Origin of the sequence: Luteimonas salinilitoris (assembly GCF_041300785.1) — a bacterium.
In the GTDB taxonomy this organism is placed as follows: domain Bacteria; phylum Pseudomonadota; class Gammaproteobacteria; order Xanthomonadales; family Xanthomonadaceae; genus Luteimonas; species Luteimonas salinilitoris.
The window spans coordinates 24,416-42,454 of sequence record NZ_JBFWIB010000021.1 but is presented as its reverse complement, the minus strand read 5'-3'; the positions used below and the strand labels follow the sequence as shown (position 1 = coordinate 42,454).

Annotated in this window: 15 protein-coding genes; 12 read left to right on the top strand and 3 right to left on the bottom strand. The window is 62.9% G+C overall.

The features are described 5' to 3' along the window. Positions 1–201: 201 nt before the first annotated feature. The 5 genes from cls (at position 202) to AB5T46_RS18965 (ending at position 5,442) form a co-directional block, all read left to right on the top strand. Positions 202–1,620: a cardiolipin synthase gene (gene cls, locus AB5T46_RS18985; RefSeq protein WP_370565668.1), complete on the top strand. Its 1,419-nt coding sequence runs from the start codon at positions 202–204 to the stop codon at positions 1,618–1,620. A 91-nt stretch (positions 1,621–1,711) separates the two neighbouring features. Continuing rightward, a complete protein-coding gene (locus tag AB5T46_RS18980; protein ID WP_370565667.1) occupies positions 1,712–2,176 on the top strand; it encodes an Rrf2 family transcriptional regulator in 465 nt (154 codons plus the stop codon). Between the two features lie 31 nt (positions 2,177–2,207). After that, a complete protein-coding gene (locus AB5T46_RS18975; RefSeq protein WP_370565670.1) occupies positions 2,208–2,852 on the top strand; it encodes a class I SAM-dependent methyltransferase in 645 nt (214 codons plus the stop codon). Further along, positions 2,852–3,745 (top strand): NAD(P)/FAD-dependent oxidoreductase, encoded by an 894-nt coding sequence (locus AB5T46_RS18970; RefSeq protein WP_370565666.1) that lies wholly within the window; start codon positions 2,852–2,854, stop codon positions 3,743–3,745. Before AB5T46_RS18975 ends, AB5T46_RS18970 begins: the two co-directional genes overlap by 1 nt. A gap of 179 nt (positions 3,746–3,924) precedes the next feature. Further along, positions 3,925–5,442 carry a serine hydrolase domain-containing protein gene (locus AB5T46_RS18965; protein WP_370565665.1) on the top strand — a complete coding sequence of 506 codons (1,518 nt, stop codon included), beginning with the start codon at positions 3,925–3,927 and terminating at the stop codon, positions 5,440–5,442. A 125-nt stretch (positions 5,443–5,567) separates the two neighbouring features. Here AB5T46_RS18965 and AB5T46_RS18960 read toward each other — a convergent pair whose 3' ends face one another. Further along, entirely contained in the window at positions 5,568–6,365 is a 798-nt protein-coding gene (locus AB5T46_RS18960) for an NAD(P)H-dependent oxidoreductase (RefSeq protein WP_370565664.1), read from the bottom strand. 91 nt (positions 6,366–6,456) lie between these two features. Here AB5T46_RS18960 and AB5T46_RS18955 point away from each other — a divergent pair, with 91 nt between their 5' ends. The 7 genes from AB5T46_RS18955 to AB5T46_RS18925 all read left to right on the top strand — a co-directional run bounded on the left by AB5T46_RS18955 (position 6,457) and on the right by AB5T46_RS18925 (position 16,571). After that, on the top strand, positions 6,457–7,389 hold the full coding sequence (locus AB5T46_RS18955) for a LysR family transcriptional regulator (RefSeq protein WP_370565663.1): 933 nt from the start codon (positions 6,457–6,459) through the stop codon (positions 7,387–7,389). Between the two features lie 354 nt (positions 7,390–7,743). After that, positions 7,744–9,546, top strand: a complete 1,803-nt coding sequence (locus tag AB5T46_RS18950) for an ATP-dependent nuclease (protein ID WP_370565662.1) — start codon at positions 7,744–7,746, stop codon at positions 9,544–9,546. Beyond that, positions 9,543–11,267: a UvrD-helicase domain-containing protein gene (locus AB5T46_RS18945; protein WP_370565661.1), complete on the top strand. Its 1,725-nt coding sequence runs from the start codon at positions 9,543–9,545 to the stop codon at positions 11,265–11,267. The genes AB5T46_RS18950 and AB5T46_RS18945 overlap by 4 nt, the downstream gene beginning before the upstream one ends. A 91-nt stretch (positions 11,268–11,358) precedes the next feature. Beyond that, a complete protein-coding gene (locus AB5T46_RS18940; RefSeq protein WP_370565660.1) occupies positions 11,359–12,333 on the top strand; it encodes a hypothetical protein in 975 nt (324 codons plus the stop codon). A 200-nt stretch (positions 12,334–12,533) separates the two neighbouring features. Then, positions 12,534–12,701 carry a helix-turn-helix domain-containing protein gene (locus tag AB5T46_RS18935; protein ID WP_370565659.1) on the top strand — a complete coding sequence of 56 codons (168 nt, stop codon included), beginning with the start codon at positions 12,534–12,536 and terminating at the stop codon, positions 12,699–12,701. 185 nt (positions 12,702–12,886) lie between these two features. Further along, positions 12,887–14,779, top strand: a complete 1,893-nt coding sequence (locus AB5T46_RS18930; RefSeq protein ID WP_370565657.1) for an ATP-dependent nuclease — start codon at positions 12,887–12,889, stop codon at positions 14,777–14,779. Further along, entirely contained in the window at positions 14,751–16,571 is a 1,821-nt protein-coding gene (locus AB5T46_RS18925) for a UvrD-helicase domain-containing protein (RefSeq protein ID WP_370565656.1), read from the top strand. Before AB5T46_RS18930 ends, AB5T46_RS18925 begins: the two co-directional genes overlap by 29 nt. A 201-nt stretch (positions 16,572–16,772) precedes the next feature. Here the strand turns inward: AB5T46_RS18925 and AB5T46_RS18920 are convergent, their stop codons facing one another. Next, a complete protein-coding gene (locus tag AB5T46_RS18920) occupies positions 16,773–17,180 on the bottom strand; it encodes an ATP-binding protein (protein ID WP_370565655.1) in 408 nt (135 codons plus the stop codon). A 170-nt stretch (positions 17,181–17,350) separates the two neighbouring features. Further along, on the bottom strand, positions 17,351–18,025 hold the full coding sequence (locus AB5T46_RS18915) for an XAC0095 family protein (protein ID WP_370565654.1): 675 nt from the start codon (positions 18,023–18,025) through the stop codon (positions 17,351–17,353). Positions 18,026–18,039: the final 14 nt, after the last annotated feature.

The window sequence follows — 18,039 nt, the reverse complement described above, 5'->3', positions numbered from 1 at the left end:
CCCCCCCCCCCCCCCCCCCCCCCCCCCCCCCCCCCCCCCCCCCCCCCCCCCCCCCCCGACCCGGCGAGGCCATGGCCATGGCTCGCCCCGGCTCCAGCTCCCGAACACTCCTCCGGCCCCGGCCACGGATCGCCACCGCTTTGCGTCCAGCCGGCCGCACCCCACAATCGCCACGATGACCGCCGCGACCGCGACATCGCGATGACCTGGGATCTCTCCCCCGGCGCCTGGCTGCTCGCCGTGGACTGGAGCATCCGCCTGGCGGCGCTCGCCTGGATCCCCAGCCGCACCACCCCGGCGGCGGCGCGCAGCTGGCTGCTGCTGGTCGGGTTCGTCCCGCTGGCCGGGCTGCCGCTGTACCTGCTGTTCGGCCATCCGTGGCTGTCGCGCGAACGCGTCCGCCGCCAGGCGCAGGCCTCGCAGGCGATCCGCGAGGGCCAGGCGCCGCAGGCGGCGCTGCGCTGGACCCCGCCAGAGCGTGGCGCGCAGAGCGAACTGGCGCCGCTGGTCGAGCGCCTGGGCGACTTCATGCCGGTGCGCGGCAACGCGGTGGAACTGCTGGACGACTACGACGCCTCGTTGCGCGCATTGCTCGACGACATCGACCGCGCCCGTGAGCGCGTCCACCTGCTGTACTACCTGATGTTCGACGACGCCGTCGGCGAGGCGGTGGTCGCCGCGCTCGAGCGTGCCGCCGCGCGCGGCGTGAAGGTCCGGCTGCTGCTGGACGCGGTCGGCGCCAAGCGCGGCTTCCGCCGCTACGCGCGGCGCCTGCGCAAGGCCGGCATCGAGGTCCACGACATGCTGCCCGGCGGCCTGCGCTGGCGCCGCAGCGGGCGCATGGACCTGCGCAACCACCGCAAGATCGCCGTGGTCGACGACGACATCGCCTACGTCGGCTCGCAGAACCTGGCCGAAGCGGAGTTCGTGCGCGGGTTTTCCAATCGCGAGCTGGTGGCGCGCGTGCGCGGCCCGGCGGTGGCGCACCTGGAGGCGGTGTTCGCCAGCGACTGGTACCTGGAGACCGGCGAGATCCTGGAAGTGTCCGCCACGCGCCCGGTGCAACCGGCCGACAGCGCCGTGCAGCTGCTGCCCAGCGGCCCGGCCTATCCGTTCGCCAACGCCCACGACGTGGTCAACGCGGTGATCCACCTGGCACAGCGCAAGCTGGTGCTGACCACACCGTACTTCGTGCCCGACGACGCCACCCTCAGCGCGCTGCGCATCGCCGCGCTCTCGGGCGTGGACGTGCAGCTGATCCTCTCGGCCAGCAACAACCAGCGCCTGACCGCCTGGGCGCAGCAGGCCTGGTACGACGAACTGCTGGCCTGCGGCGTGCGCATCGCGCTGTACCGCCCGCATTTCCTGCACGCCAAGCACCTGAGCGTGGACGACGACATCGCCCTGCTCGGCTCGATCAACCTCGACATGCGCTCGTTCGCCCTCAACGCCGAGATCGGCCTGCTCTGCTACGACCGCGCCGTGGTCGCGCGCATGCGCGAGGTGGAGGCGGAATACCTGCGCGATTCCGAGCAGCTGTCGCTGGAAACATGGCGCACGCGGCCGGCCTGGAAGCGCAGCCTGGAAGGCATCGCGCGGCTGGCGGATTCGTTCATGTGATGGGCGCCATTTCGGGGGCGGGCTGCGGCCCATCACTGCGATTTCAGCTGGCCTGTTGACGCCCGGTCTTTCATGTAACATCATAAGTTCCATGAAACGAGACAGCCGACTGTCGGGCGTGCTCCACGTCCTGCTGCACATGGCCGAGCACGACGGCCCCGTGACCTCCGAGATCCTGGCCAGGGCGATGCACACCAACCCGGTGGTCATCCGCCGGATCATGGCGGGCCTCCGCGACCAGGGGTATGTCCGGTCGGAAAAGGGCCACGGCGGCGGATGGACGCTGGCCTGCGACCTGTCGAAGGTGACGTTGCGCGACATCTATGCAGCGCTCGGCAGCCCTTCGGTTCTCGCTATGGGCAACAGGACGGAGACGCCCGGCTGCCTCGTCGAACAGGCCGTCAATGCCGCCCTCGGCCAAGCATTCGAGGATGCGGAAGCGCTGCTGCTCGCGCGCTTTGGGGAAGTGACCCTGGCGATACTGAGCGCCGATGTCCACGAGCGCCTCATTGCCCACGGCGAATCTCATCATTTGGAGAACACCCATGCGTCATGACGTAGAGGTCATTGGTGTGGTGAGCGAGCGGATGAACCCCTTCTCCGATCCTCAGGCGGTGGCGCGATACACCGAGGGGGCGCCACGAAACGTGCCCGGCTACCACGCCATGCAACGCATGACGACGCTCCTGCTTGCGGAGCGCGTCCGGGAAGATGCCCGCGTGCTGGTCCTCGGGGCAGGCGGCGGGCTGGAGTTGAAAACATTTGCGGAGACCCGTCCGGATTGGAGCTTCGACGGCGTCGATCCAAGTGCCGAGATGCTGAAACTGGCCCAACGGACCCTAGGACCGTTCGCGTCGCGCGCGACCCTGCATCAGGGCTACATCAGCGACGCGCCGATCGGGCCGTTCGATGCGGCGACCTGTCTTTTGACGTTGCACTTCTTGACCCTCGAGGAACGGCAACGCACGACAGCCGAAGTTCACCGCCGCCTCAAGCCTGGCGCACCCTTCGTGGTCACGCACTTCTGCATTCCGCAGGACGAGCGCCCGGTTTGGCTATCGCGATTCGCTGCATACGCTGCCATCGATCCAGACCAGGCGGCCGCGATCGATTCGCACCTGACCATCCTCTCACCAGAGCAGGACGAAGCGATCCTGCGTGAAGCCGGCTTCTCGAACGTCAGCCTGTTCTACGCCGGCTTCACATTCCGCGGCTGGGTGGGCTACGCCTGATGCGATCCGATGCAATCATTATCGGCGGCAGCTTCGCCGGCCTGTCCGCCGCCATGTACATCGCACGGGCGCGGCGCTCGGTCTGCGTCATCGACACCGGCCTGCCCCGCAACCGCTTCTCGGACCACTCCCACGGTTTCTTCACCCGGGACGGCAGTGCGCCGGGCGCGATGCTCGCCACCGCGCGCGCGCAGGTGGCGGCGTATCCGACGGCACGCTTCGTTGACGGGGAAGCGGTCAACGCGGTGAAACAGGAGGATGGCTACTCGGTCGCGCTGGCGGACGGCAAGGTGCTCGAAAGCGCCAGGCTGGTGCTGGCGTTCGGCATCGCGGACGAGCTGCCCGACGTTCCGGGCCTGGCCGAGCGTTGGGGCAAGTCGGTGCTCCACTGCCCGTACTGCCATGGCTTCGAGTTCAGCGGCCAACGGCTGGGCGTACTGCACGTCTCGCCGATGTCGGTCCACCAGGCGCTGCTGATCGCCGAGTGGGGGCCGACGACGCTGTACTTGAACGGCGCTTCCGAGCCCGACGCGGAATCGCTGGCCCAACTGGAAAAACGCGGCGTCGCCATCGAAGCGGCACCGGTGAAGGCGCTGCACGGCGAAGGCAGCGGACTGTCCGCGATCGAGCTGGCCGGCGGGCACATGGCGGATCTCGACGCGCTCTACATCGGCACGCGCACGCGCTTCAACAGCGCGATCGCCGAACGGCTGGGCTGCGAACTGGACGAGGCGCCCTTCGGCCCCATCATCCGGACCGACGACCAGAAAGCGACCTCGGTCGCCGGCGTCTACGCGGCCGGCGACATCACGCGCGGCGCCCACAGCACGACGTTCGCCAGCGCCGATGGCGTCATGGCCGGTACAGCCCTGCATCGCTCGCTGGTGTTCTGATCCGGCGCCGGCGAGACGGCGCTCCTTGCTGGCAATGACCATTGGCACTCACCTCGTGCCGCTTGGCTTCTGCACTCTCAAGGCCTCGACTCTTCCAGTGCTCGCCAGGGCCGGGTGGGCGCCACAATGTCCGTCGCTGGCGCGCCAAAGAGCGGACGACCCAAAGCAAGGCTCCGAGAATGGTCAAGAGATTCCGCACGCGCAGAACCGGCGCACGGTTGGCGATGAAGACGATCGTCTGTTGTCTCGCCGTCATGTCTTCTCTTCCTGCGGCAGCGGGCCCGCGAACCTCGGTTGCACCCGGGCACGAGAGTGCGGAAACCGAAGCAGAGAGGCGCATCCAGGGCAGTCTTCTGCCGCTTCATTATCTCGAAGATCAGGTCTCCAGTAGCTCGATCCCACAGGCGATGATCGAGCAGGACATCCCCGGCGTCAGCATCGCCTTCGTCGACAATGGCGAAATCGCATGGCGCCTGGTCTACGGATATGCCCGGCTGGCGGACGCGGAGAGGGTGACGCCGGAAACGGTGTTCGCGGGCGCTTCGCTGAGCAAACCGGTCACGGCGATGGCTGCGCTGAAACTGGTGGACCAGGAACTGCTGAACCTGGACGAGGACGTCGACAGCCGGCTGACGGACTGGAAGATCCCCGAAAACGAGTTCGTGGAAGAGCAGAAGATCACGTTGCGACGACTGATCGGCCATACGGCCGGCATCCGGAATCATCTGTGGTCATCGTACGGCGTAGGCGATGACATCCCGACGCTGGAGCAGATGCTTGCGGGAAGGAATCCCTCGGTAGATCCGGCCGTAGCCGTTGTCTCGATACCCGGCGAGCGGTACAAGTACTCCAATCCCGGATACTCCATCGTCCAGAAACTGGTGCAGGACGCGGCCGGGCAGGATTTCCAGCCAGCCATCGAGAAGCTCGTCTTCACTCCGGCCGGCATGAGCGACAGTTCATTCGACCAGCCGATTCCGGCGCGCCTGATGGAGAGATCGGCGACCGGTTACTCGGAAGAACTGCAGCCCTATCCCTACAAGCTCTTCCCGTTCGAGGCCGCCGGAGGGTTGTGGACGACGCCGAGCGATCTCGCCAGGTTCATGGCGACCATCATCGATGACCACCACACAGGCCGGGGAGTTCTGATTTCTAGGCAAATGGCAGAAGAGGTCTTCTCCAGGTCGGAGGCAAGGCTCGGCTTCGCAAAGAAACTCGGAGCCGACGACGACCTGGTCTTCGAGCATTGGGGCAGCAATGCGGGTTTCACCTGCTACATGGTGGGCTCGTTGAAGGACAGGCAGGGCCTGGTGATCATGACCAACAGCGACAGCGGCTTCGGACTCATGGCATCGATCGCCAGGTCCGTGGCACGCGAATACGGCTGGACGGTCCTGGAACCCACGGTTTATCGGCCGGTGTCCATGCCTGTCGGGAGCATGGAGCGGTTCGCAGGCGAGTTCGGCAACGGGACCAGCGCCTCGGAGACGATCGCCTTCTCGGTACAAGGCGACGCACTGCATGTCCTTTCTGCCGAAGAAGAGGCGACGCAGGCACTGGTGCCGGTGGCCGAGAACAAGTTCATCCTGCCATCGCGGTACACGACCTACGAGTTCCTGGAAGGCAAGGAAGGAGCCATCAGCTGGGTCCGCGTGACGTCGGAAAGCGGCTACAACTATGATCTTTCCAGGAATTAGGCGTTCCGTTCGGCGACAGCCTGCACACCACTCCCTCGGACTACGCCAGGTTCCTGATTGCGCTCATGCGTCCGCAGGAGGCGAACACGGCCGTCGTGGATGCGCTGCTCGCTCTGCCGGCCGACTCAGCCGCCGACCGCTGCGTCCTCCAGGTGAAGCGCGAAGCCGGCCGCGGCCGGATCGCCCAGGCCGGGGCGGAGCTGCAGGCTCGGGACCAGGTAGTCGCCGCCGTTCTGCCGCCGGTAGGGAATGGGCGCGGTGGTCGCGAACGTGCGCATCCGCTCGCGCAGGCGTTCGGCAACGCGCTCGAAGCCGGCGTCGTCGAGACGATCGACCCGGTAGGTCACGAACGGCGGAAGCACTTCGTAGCCGGGGTAGTAGAGGATGCCGTGATTGATCGGGAACAGCAGGTCGTCGATCGGCCCATTGACCCCGCGCGCGGCGTAGTGCGCTTCCCAGCCGCCGGTGGTCACGATCAGCATTGCGCGCTTGCCCGCGAGGGTCCCTTCGCCGAAGCGGTCGCCCCAGTGGTCGTCGCTGTGCTCGCCGACGCCGTAGGCGAAGCCGTACGCGTACACCCGGTCCACCCAGCCCTTGAGGATCGCCGGCATCGTGTACCACCACAGCGGGAACTGCAGGATCAGGGCGTCGGCCCACAGCAGCTTCTCGTGTTCGGCCCGGACGTCCGCGGTCAGCGCGCCGACGGCGAACGCCTCCCCGGACGCCGCGGCCACCCGCAGCCGCGCGTCCGGCGCCAGCTGGGTGAAGTCGGCGCGGTCGACCTCGGATTTCCAGCCGTCGGCATAGAGATCGGATACCCGCACCTCATGGCCCTCGGCCTCGAGCGCCTGGACGGCGACGTCGCGGAGCGCGCCGTTGAGCGAGCGGGGTTCGGGATGCGCGAAGACGAGCAGGATTTTCATGGGGAATCGACGATGCGATGACGGGATGCGTACGCTAGACAACGCCGGCACGATCCGCTAGATGTATCAATGCATATGATCATTCCGAATAATGGATAAATCGGACATCACGCTCGAGCGCATGCGCACCTTCGTCCGCGTCGCCGAGCGCGGGAACCTGTCGGCGGTCGCGCGCGAGCTCGGCATCGGCCAGTCGACCGTCACCCGCCACCTGCGCGAACTCGAGGAGGCCGTCGGCGTGCCCCTGCTCAGCAGGACCACCCGGCGCGTCACGGTGACCGACGAAGGCAGCCGCTACCACGCCCACTGCGTCCTGATCCTGCGCCTGGTGGAGCAGGCCGGCGACGAGGCACGGGGCACGCGCGGCGCGCCTGCCGGCACCGTCCGGATCTCCTGCACGGCGGCCTTCGGCGTGCTGCACGCCAGCCGCCTGGTCTTCGCGTTCCAGGACCGCTATCCCGACATCGGCGTCGACCTCAACCTCACCGACGAGCGCGTCGACCTGGTGCGGGAGGGCGTCGACGTCGCCCTGCGCCTCGGTCCGCTCGTCGACAGCTCGCTGAAGCTGCGCACCCTCGGCCAGTCCCGGCGCCTGCTGGCGGCGGCGCCAGACTACCTCGCGGAGCGCGGCACGCCGATGGTCCCGCAGGACCTGTCCGGTCACGAGGGCATCCGCATGTCGAACGTGGCGGGCAGCGACACCCTCGTCCTGCAGGGCCCGGACGGCGCGCGCCACGCGGTGCCCTTCGGCGGACGCTTCCGCGTCGACCATGGACTCGCCGCGCGCGAAGCCCTGGTCGCCGGCCGCGGCATCGCGCCTACCCACCAATGGCTCGTCGGCGATCTGCTGGCCGCCGGCCGGCTGACGGTGATCTTGCCCGACTACGCGCTGCCGCCCGTCCCGCTGAGCATGCTGATCGTCCCGGAGCGCGCGGGCATCGCCCGCGTGCGGCTGCTGGTCGATTTCCTGATCGAAAGGATCGGCGGCATTCCGGGGATCGAGCCGCCGCGGGCGGAGCGCTAGCACGCGAGCGTCCATCGTCATGATGCGGCGCATCTTCGGCCGCCATGCGTCAGCCGCTACCTAGGTCTCGTTCGACCGTTTTCGGCCTATTCTGTTGAAAAACTCGGGACTTCCAAAATCAGGCGCAAATTAGTTCGGTTTCAGCAAAGTTTGCATCCGAAATCTGTCGAAATCGAACTCTCGCGCTACGATTTTCCGATCGGTCTCGGCACGGGCGAGTTTTTCAACAGAATAGGCCAGAAGCGGACATCAAGCGTTTACGGAAATTCAAGAAGTTCAATCTGAGCAAATCAGCGCGCTATCCTTGTGCCAAGGGACACCCTATATCTACAACAGGGTGCAAGGGGAGAGTCGGTGTATCTGGCACAACTCGACATCACCAATTTCAGAAAGCTTAAGAAAGCCGAATTGCACTTCCAGAAGGGCCTGAACGTCTTGGTGGGGGGCAACAACGCAGGCAAGACCGCAGTCGTCGATGCTTTGCGTGCCCTACTCGCCGGACACGACGAGCCCTACCCCCGGCTGGACGCCGAAGACCTCCACCGGCCCAAGGACGGCAACCCGGAGGGTGACATCGTCTTCCATTACGTCTTCCGCGACCTCGACGCAGACGACGAGGCCGACTTCCTGGCGGCGCTGAAGCCGGACGCAGACGGGAAGTTGGAAGCACGCATCACCATCCGTTACTCGGAAGCGGACAAGACGGGACGGCTGCGCGCCAAGCGATGGTGCGGCGACCATGAGGACGTGGGTCTGACCACGGACATGATGGAGAACCTGCGCGGCGTCTACTTGCCGCCGTTGCGCGATGCATCCCAAGGTTTGAAGCCCAACCGCACCAGCCAGCTGTCGCGCCTGCTCCAGCTCCTTGCCGACGACGCCGGCAAGGAGGGCATTAACAACGCGCTGAAGGAACTCGACGAGGCATTGAAGCAGCACCCGCCGATCGTCAGCACGCATACGGCGATCAAGGGCCGTCACGGCGCAATGCTCGGCCCGCAGCTGGCGCAGGCGCTGGAACTCGGCCTGAGCGGCAGCGACTTCCAGCGCCTGGCCTCGCGCCTGTCGCTGATAGTGGATGCCTTCGAGATCGAACAGAACGGCCTGGGCTTCAACAACCTGATATTCATGGCCGTGGTGCTCAGCGAGCTGGCCAAGAATCCCGAGGCCAGCTACCGCGGTCTCATCATCGAGGAGCCGGAAGCGCACTTGCATCCGCAACTGCAGGCGGTTCTGCTCGGCTACCTCGAAACCATCAAGGCCGTCGAAGGCGAGAAGTCCGTGCAGTTGTTCGTCACCAGCCACTCGCCGAATTTTGCCAGCATCGCCGACCTCAACAGCCTGGCCTGCCTCGTCGATACCGGGGCCGGCGTGGAAACCTTCTTTCCCCGCGTGATCAGTTTCGACAAGGGCAAACGCGAGAAGCTGGAACGCTATCTCGACGTGACCCGCGCCGAACTTTTCTTCGCCCGCAGGGTGATCTTCGTCGAGGGCGCCGCCGAGTTGATGCTGGTGAGCGTCCTGGCGGAGAAAGCGGATTACAAACTGCGTGAGCACGGCGTCAGCCTGATAAGCGTCGAAGGATTGAACTTCGACTCGTTCATGCCTCTATTCGGTGCCAAGGCGTTGAAGATCCCTGTGGCCGTCATCACCGACGCGGATCCGGTGGCTGCCGCGGGCGAGGGCGAGGAGCCGCAAGCGCTGTATCCGGCGCCCGGCGACGCGGTGCATATATCGGCCAACACGGCGAAGATGAAGGAAAGCGAGGACGACTTCATTAAGGTCTTCCACGGGCTCAAGACGCTCGAGTACGACCTGGCGCTGCACGCAGACAACCGCACGGCGATGCTGGCGGCGCTGAAGGAAATGCACCCTCAGATCGCCAAGACCGTCGCCGCGGCAGTCGAGGCAGCTGAAGGCGATGCCGCCAAGGCACGCGCGCTTTTCAGCGGCATGTTCGAGCGCACGCAGAACAACGTGCAGAAGGGTCGCTTCGGTCAGGCACTCGCACAGGTGTTCGCCGATGGCGCCGCCTGCGTGGTTCCCAACTACATCGGCAATGCAATCGCCCATGCCTGTCAGGCCGCTGAAGCTGCGCCTGCCGAACCTGCCGACACTGCCGTGCAGGTCGAACCCGCCCAGCCGGCCGAACAATGACCCAAGCATCCGCCGAACAATTGCAGATCATCGGCGCACCGCTCGCGCCGATGTCCGTGATCGCCTGCGCCGGCAGCGGCAAGACGTTCACTGCCGTACGGCGCTTGGCACAGATGCGCCGGGAACTCGGCAATCACCGCGGCCGTGTCGCGCTGCTTTCGTTCTCCAACGTCGCCGTGGACACATTCCGGCAGGAGTACCAGCAGATAACGCGGGACGCGCCTGGAGGGTCCGGCCACGACCGCGTCGAGATCGATACGCTGGACAGCTTCATCACCGGCAATGTGCTGCGCCCACACGCCTATCGGACGATGGGGGCGGAACAGGCGGCATTCCTCGTGATGGGCGGAGAGGCGTTCCTGAACGGCTTCAAGTTCAATACAAGCACCTACCCGCGCGAGATCACGACGATGCAGGTGGGCGTCGAAAACGGCCAGTTCTATTTCTACTACGCTGACAACGACAATACGCAAAGGCTCAACACCGCCTATGCGTCCGGCATCGTGAACCGCTTTGGCCGGATCGGCGCTTACACGCACAACCTCGGTCGTTACTGGTGCCATCGCACGCTGGTGGAGCAGCCGGCGATTCTTCACGCCCTCGCCCGCCGCTACCCGCATATCCTGATAGACGAAGCGCAAGACATCGGGACGGTACACCAAGCCATCATCGATCAACTCGTCGGGGCAGGCTGCCAGGTATCGTTGATCGGCGATCCGAACCAAGGCATCTACGAGTTCGCCGGTGCTAACGGAGCCTTCCTGACCCAGTACGGCCAGCGGCCGGGCGTGAACACCCTCGGCCTGACCAGGAACTACCGATCCGTCCCGGCGATACTGGACTTGGCCAACCGACTGTCGACGCGCGCGGATACGGCAGATCGGGCCGCACCCGGTACCACGCATGGCGCCTTCTTCGTGCCTTACCGGAATGTCGATCGGGAGAACCTCGTTGCCGCATTCCGGGCCGCGGTAGCGGCGGCCGATCTGAAACCCGAGCGATCGGCCGTTCTCTGCCGCGGCCGCGACATGGCCGATCGACTCGCCGGCAATCGGGGCGCCCCTGGCCAGGGCATCGTGAAAGGACTCGCCCAGGCAGCGATCCTCCGGGACCACAGGAGGGATTTCCTCGGCGCGTACAAACAGGTGGCCGCTTGCATCGTCAGCCTGCTTGCCGATCCGCCACAGGGACTCGTCGCCAGGATCACCAGACTCGCACGCTGTCCCGAGGACGGACCGCTGTGCCGGCTCGTCTGGGCGTTCACCCGCAATCCGGACTCGGGCTTGCCGGCTGCTACGTTGCCGGGAGACACGCACTGGCACCCCCAGTTGTCAGCAAGGACGAGAGCGCTACTGGCAGCGATCGAACAGGATCATGGGCTGGCGAGCGCCAACAATCTCGGCAACAAGCTGGCCAGGAGAGGTTTGACCAATGCCCCGCTGATCGCCGCCGCAGACCTTACCGCCGGAAACGACCAGCCGCGCATCCGCGTGGATACGGTCCATCAGGCGAAAGGGGAAAGCTTGGATGCAGTGCTGTATCTCGCGAATCGAGAGCACGTGAACGCCCTGCTCGCCGGCGTGGACACCGAAGTGGGACGCATTGGCTATGTCGCCGTAACCCGTGCTCGCAACCTCCTGTGGCTCGGCGTGCCCGCTAACGCGCTGGACGAATTGCGTCCAGCACTGCTCGCTTGCGGCTTCCAGGAAGCAGCAGCGTGAAGATCACTATTGGGCCTTCTCGTGGTTTGCGATTTCTCCATGAACACGCCTTCGCAGGTACCTCCAACCGAAAGCCGGGAGCTATGTACCCATGCAAATGAGTCGGTCCGAACTCTGGAAGAACTTCCGACTGGGCGAGGAACTGGACGTCACCGGCACCTTCATATACAACGGCCTGCGCCGTTTCCACGAGTTGCACAAGCTCGACTACAGCGCGGACCTGTTCGAGGTCTTCTACCAGCTCTCCGTAGGCATCGAACGCCTAATGAAGATCGCCATCGTCCTGCTGGAGCACGACGACGCGAACGACCAAGATGCCTTCGAGAGGTCGCTTTCTACCCACAACCATCAATCGCTACTTGAGCGGATACAGAAGCACGTCGACCTCAAGCTCTCCAGTTCGGACAACGCCTTCCTGCACCTGCTCACTCGGTTCTACGAAAACCTGCGCTATGACCGTTTCTCGCTGAAGTCGCCATTGGCCCTCGGGAAAGAGAAGCACGAGCTGTTCGATTTCCTCGAAAGACACCTGCAGGTCAAGTTCGATGACCGGAACTCGATATTCGGCTACCAGAACACCGACCAGTACAAGAAATTCATTCGCAAGATCGTCATCAGGATCGCGAGCGGCTTGTACGGCATCATCGAGCAGCGAACCAGGACCTTGGGGCTCTACACCTACGAGTTGCGCCACGGATCGAAGGCCGAGACCGTTTTTCTCGGCGAAGCGAACATTCCTACTGAAGACATCCTGTGGAAGGAGTTGCTTGTCTTCTTCATGAATACGAAGGAGACATCGGGATACCTCAATTTTCTTCGCGGCATCGAACCGCTGAACTTCGACCCAGGGCTTGTCGAGGACTATCTGGATTGCTTCCAGGCCTATAGTGCCCGTACACAAGTCGCCGACGAGATGGAAACCCTTTACGAGGATGTGCCCGACGCAGGCGAGCGCCTACGCCTGATCGGAGTCATTGGCTCGCCCAATGTGCATTTCCCGGAAGATGACGACGATGAAGCATTCGAGGACGAACCAAACCCCTTCGACGAGCCACCCAGCAAATAGTTGGAGTTGCTTGTCGGGCCACAGGTTCGCTCGGGAGAACAGCAGCGGAGCTTGGTCGGCAGCATCAGTTCTCCGACCGTGAGCCCGCCGGGGCGGATCGAACCAGCAGTTCTTATTTGCACGTCGGGCGCTGCCGCGCGATCAACGCCCCCGGCGATCGTCGCTAGCATTGGCGGCACGAGCTTCCGTGCGTTCTCAACATGACGCGCCGGGATCAAGCCAACGCGCTGATCCGGGAAGGCCACATGTCGCTGGCGCCGATCGCCGCCAACCTTGGATTCAGCGAGTCGACTACCTTCTCGCAGGCGTACAAGAAGAGGGCCGGCGTTGCACCGAGCGAGGCGAGGCTGGCATTAAGTCGGTCATAGTGGCTCGAGCCAATGTCCGCTTCGAGTCGTTATCTGCCCCTTCGGAGGCAAGTTAACCCATAGCTTCCCGCTACCTTCTCTGAACTTTCCACGGTCGACGCTGCCCGTCACTTGCGCGAATTTGCATTCCAGAGCAAATTGCATCGGGAGAAGGCCAGTAAGAACAACCGCCTGAGGGGAAAGGGATGCAGGTCGCACGGATTCACATTGAGAATTTCCGAGGCGTTAAGGAGGCTACGCTTGACTTCGCCAACCACGCAGTCCTTCTGGGGGACAACAACACGGGGAAGACAACCGTGCTGGAGGCGCTCGACCTTGTCCTCGGGCCCGATCGACTGAACAGGACGCCGCCGATCGACGAGCACGATTTCTACCTCGGCAGATACGCCCCCAAGACCGAGAAATCCCCGCCAGAAGATCAAGGTGAAGGCAACACAGAGGAACTTGCCGCCAAGAATGCAGAGGCAGTCTCGCCTCATGATGATGCGGACGCAGATGCGCCTGTAGAAGAAGCGGTCCCGAAGATCCGGGTCGACGTCACGATCATTGACCTATCCGAGGAACAGCGCAATCGGTTCGGGGACTACATCGAATTCTGGGACAACAAGGAGAAGAAGCTCTACCAGGAAGAAGGCCCGGAAGGAATTGACGAGGACACTATCACCCCAGCGCTGCGCGTTACCTTCATCGGCAAGTACGATCCAGAGGAGGATGACTTCGAGGGCAAGACGTTCTACACATTAACGCTCGCGGAAGAGGAAACGCCACAAGTCTTTTCGAAGAAAGACAAACAAGTCTGTGGCTTTCTGTATCTTCGCTCCATCCGCACAGGGTCACGAGCCCTAAGTCTCGAACGTGGAAGCCTGCTCGACATCATCCTTCGTCTGAAGGAAGTGCGCCCCCAAATGTGGGAGGACGCTATTGGAAAACTCTCATCCTTCTCTGTGGCAGAAGACCCGAACTTGGGCATATCCGGCGTTCTTCAAAGCATCAATGGCGCATTGAAGAAGTACGTTCCCAAGGAATGGGGCATCGAGCCGCATCTCAAGGTCTCTAACCTCACTCGGGAACATTTACGAAAAGTTATCACGGCTTTCATTGCGACGGGTGACGGAACGCATGCGGCGCCGTTCTACCGGCAGGGAACAGGCACGATCAACATGCTTGTACTCGCCATGCTTTCGAAAATTGCCGAGGACAAGCAGAACGTCATCTTTGCCATGGAGGAGCCCGAAACCGCCATTCCGCCCTACGCGCAAAAGCGCATCATTCATGAGGTTCGCACTCTAGCGTCGCAAACGCTTTTTACGTCGCACTCGCCCTATGTGCTGGAAGAATTCTCCCTCGATGAGACCATCATCCTGTCACGAGACTCTGCGGGTGCATTGACGCAATCGCAACTCTTGCTTCCGGACAGCGTAAAGCTCAAGCGCTACCGTCAGGAATTCAGGACCCGTTTCTGCGAGGGATTGCTAGCGCGACGCATCCTTATCGCGGAAGGTGCGGCAGAAGCTTCTGCGTTCCCAGTCGCCTGCCGGCGCTTGGCTGAACTTGATCCAGCTAAGTACGCCTCACTCGAATCGCTCGGCGTTTGTGTGGTCGACGCGGGAGGCGAAGGGAGCATTCCCGACATGGCCAAGCTCTACAAGGAAATAGGGAAGCGGACATTTGCCCTGTGTGATCTACAAGATGCCGCTGCCCAGGCGAAGATTCAGACCCAAGTCGAGCACATGTACATGCACAGCGAGAAAGGCATCGAGAACCTCATCCTGAAGAACACACCGTCGGCTGCGATGGAAAGGTTCTGCGACCTTCTTCAATGGCCAGCAGATCTGTTGGCGAAGTTCCCGAATCCAAAAAATGACGTCGCGAATGCACTGATGGCGTACTTTGCCAAGAAGAAGGGTGACTTCGGGATCGCAGAATACATCGCCCAATGCAGCGAAGCCGAAATTCCACCATGGATCAGGGAGGCCTGCGCTCACCTCAAAGGGCTATGCATGCCGCCACCCGTGCCTGCTCAGGGAGGCCCAGGCGCTGGTGACATCCATGGCGGTGGCGGCGATGAAGCTCTCTGAGAAGCAACAGGAGGTCCTCGACACCGAAGGCCATCTTCTGGTGATCGGCGGCCCGGGCGCGGGCAAGACAACCATCTCGATTCTCAAAGCAGCCAAGATCGCTGCGGCCCTACGACCTGGCCAGGAGGTCTTGTTTCTTAGCTTCGCGCGAGCCACGATCAGTCGTGTCATCGAGGTCATCGAGAACGAGCACGCTATCCCGAAGCCCATCAAGTCGCGGATCAATGTCGAGACCTACCACTCATTCTTCTGGCGCCTCCTGAAGACCCACGGGTACCTGCTCGGTCTTCCCAAGCCACTGACAATCCTGACTCCGTCCAATGAGGCGATCGCACTCTCGGCCATCCGTGGGGAATACAAAGCGGACGGCAAGCTTAGTGCACAGGAGAAGGCAGAAAGGAAGGTAAGGGAGCAAGCCGAGCGGCTCCGGCAAGCCAAGGACGAAGGTCGGGTCTGCTTCCGCCTCTTTGCCTATCATGTTGCCGAGCTTCTCGAGCGGAGCAAGCGACTGCGCCAGCTGATCGCAGTCCGCTATCCCGTCATCATCCTGGACGAGTTCCAAGATACGAACGCCGATCAATGGCGAGTCGTGCAGCAACTGGGACGGGAATGCACGGTGATTGCACTCGCCGATCCCGAGCAGCGTATCTATGACTGGATCGGTGCGGATCCGGCCAGGCTAGACCAGTTCCGCGCGACTTTTACGCACAAGAATGTCGTCCTGAAAGGTGAAAACCATCGCAACGCAGGCACCGACATCCTGCTGTTCGGAAATGAGATCCTGACGGGAAACTTCTCCAAGAAGGAGTACGCCGGGGTTGAACTTAGAACCTATTCCGCCAATGAAAACGAAGCCCGCACGGCATTGATCACCCAAACGTACGCGGCTCGCAAGCGGTTGGTGGACTCAAAGAAGAAGAATTGGTCGTTGGTCATCCTGGTTCCCACCAAGAAGATGACTCGAGCAGTATCGGATGTATTCCGGCAACCTCTGGCGAAAATGCCGCCAATCCGGCATTCAGCAGCGATCGATCTCGATGCAGCCATTCTGGGTGCCGAGATCGTCTCTTTTCTGATGCAGCCTCCGAGCTTGTTGCACCTTGACGGCGTGATCGACCTGTTATGCAACTATTTCCATGGCAAGGGTGGTGATTCACCTGCTAAAGCGGACCTCCAGCAGGCGGCCAGCATTCGAAAGGCCTTCGCGCTTTATGCGGATAAGAAAGCTGCCGGCAGGCCTCTGCCCCTCAATAGTTTGATGGTCCCGCTCCTGCAGACTTACGAACAACTGAAACAGATTCCTCTTACGGGTGATCCAGACCATGACTGGCGCGCCGTCAGAAAGGCGATGGAGAGCGCACCCTGCGCCCGATTCAAAGGGGTTGCCACAGAGGTCAAGAACATTCGTTTGCTTGAGCGTGGCACGCAACTACGTCAAGAACTCTCTCAAGATTGGCGAACCTTCGGACGCTACGAGAATGCGCTTCGCATCACCCGGCAAGCATTCGTTCGGGAGCACTTCGCTACTCAGGCAAAGCCTGAAGCCGGGGTGATCGTCATGAACATGCACAAAGCAAAGGGCAAGCAGTTCGATGAGGTGATCATCTTTGAAGGATGGCCCCGGTATGTAAAGAAGAAGATCGTGGCTAATCCTGATCGGATAGTGAGGGCAAATCTCAAAGACAATATTGATGATCAGGCCAGGCAGAACTTGCGAGTAAGCGTTACCCGAGGGAGGCAACGAACGATGATCCTGACCCCACAAGGAGATCCTTGTGTGATTCTCGTCTAGTCGATTCGCTCGAACAGCACTGAACTGCACCCGACCCAGATAGATTGGCTAGCAAGGTGTGCCCAGTTTGCTGAATCACGCCGCGTCGTGTCCGCTTTGGGTCTATTCTGTTGAAAAACTCGGGACTTCCAAAATCAGGCGCAAATTAGTTCGGTTTCAGCAAAGTTTGCATCCGAAATCTGTCGAAATCGAACTCTCGCGCTACGATTTTCCGATCGGTCTCGGCACGGGCGAGTTTTTCAACAGAATAGGTCGGAAGCTGCCGTTCCCCAATCTACTGCTGTGCACGTGGGCCTTGTGCAGCAGTCGGTCGAGGATGGCGGCGTCCAGGGCTTCGTCGCCGGCCAGCAGTTCGGTCCAGTCGCGGATCGACTTGTTAGTGGTGATCAGGATGGCAACCCGGTCGTAGCGGTAGGTCGCCAGGCGGAAGAGAGCGCCTCTTTGGCATCGCAGCGGGCCTCGTAGCGCTCGTAGGCGTTGAGCAGCAGCACGACCAGCATCCCGGCGCCCACCGCCATTCCGATCTTCAGCGCGAACGCATCCTCCGATCGCTTTCGCGTGGCAGCCGTCTTCCGTGGCGCGGCGGCATGCGGAACTCGATTCGGCCATATCCGAATCGAGTCTTGACTCGTGTCGCTCCATGGCGTCCCCGGTGCCTGCCCGCTGAAGCTTGCACCCTGCGCCTACCAGCCTTGCCCTTGTCCAGCCGGCTCCTCCGCCTCAACCAATACGGTGCCAGACAGGCTCGTCACCCCGCCTGACACCGTATCCGCCCCCGCTCAGTGCAGGGCGTGCGACGCCTGCTGCAATCCCGAAGGCGCTGGCCCCGGGATCATCAGGCCGACAGGATGAGGCTTGGCCCGCACAGCGCCGCGGGCGCCGTAGAGAGCCCGTTCCTCGCCGACGCCGGTTCGCGACTGCGGCGCCTGGTCCAGCCGTTGAGCGTTGATCTGCGAGACGATCTCGCGCACGGCGCTGGCGCCGTCCCAGATCGCCTGGCCCAGTTGCGCCAACGTACCGTTGGCCAGTTCGGCGTCCTCGGCCGCCATGACCATGTCGCCATGCGCGGACAGCATGTCGATCAACCGGCCGAGCGCATCGATCTGCGCCAGGCTGACCGCGAAGGGGGCGCCGCCGGCCGCGGGTGCCGTCGACTCCTCGTCAAGGTCGGCATCCGCGTCGGCCCCGGCACCCGTGCGCCGTTCCACCCGTTCCGCCCGCCACAACACCTCGTCCAGCACCAGCCCGGCCTGTTCCGCCAGCAACTCCAGACAAACTGCCAGCTCGCCCGTACGGATGTCGGGCCCCCATTCGTGTTCCTCGTCGTGCGTACGCGGCTGCGCCAGGTGCGACAGGAACATCATGTGCTCCCGCAGCTTCTTGAGCCGGAACTGGCTGTCCTCCGGCAGGAAATAGCCCGTAGTCTCCATCTTGTCCAACGCATCCTCAGACATCGTCGCCTCCTCAT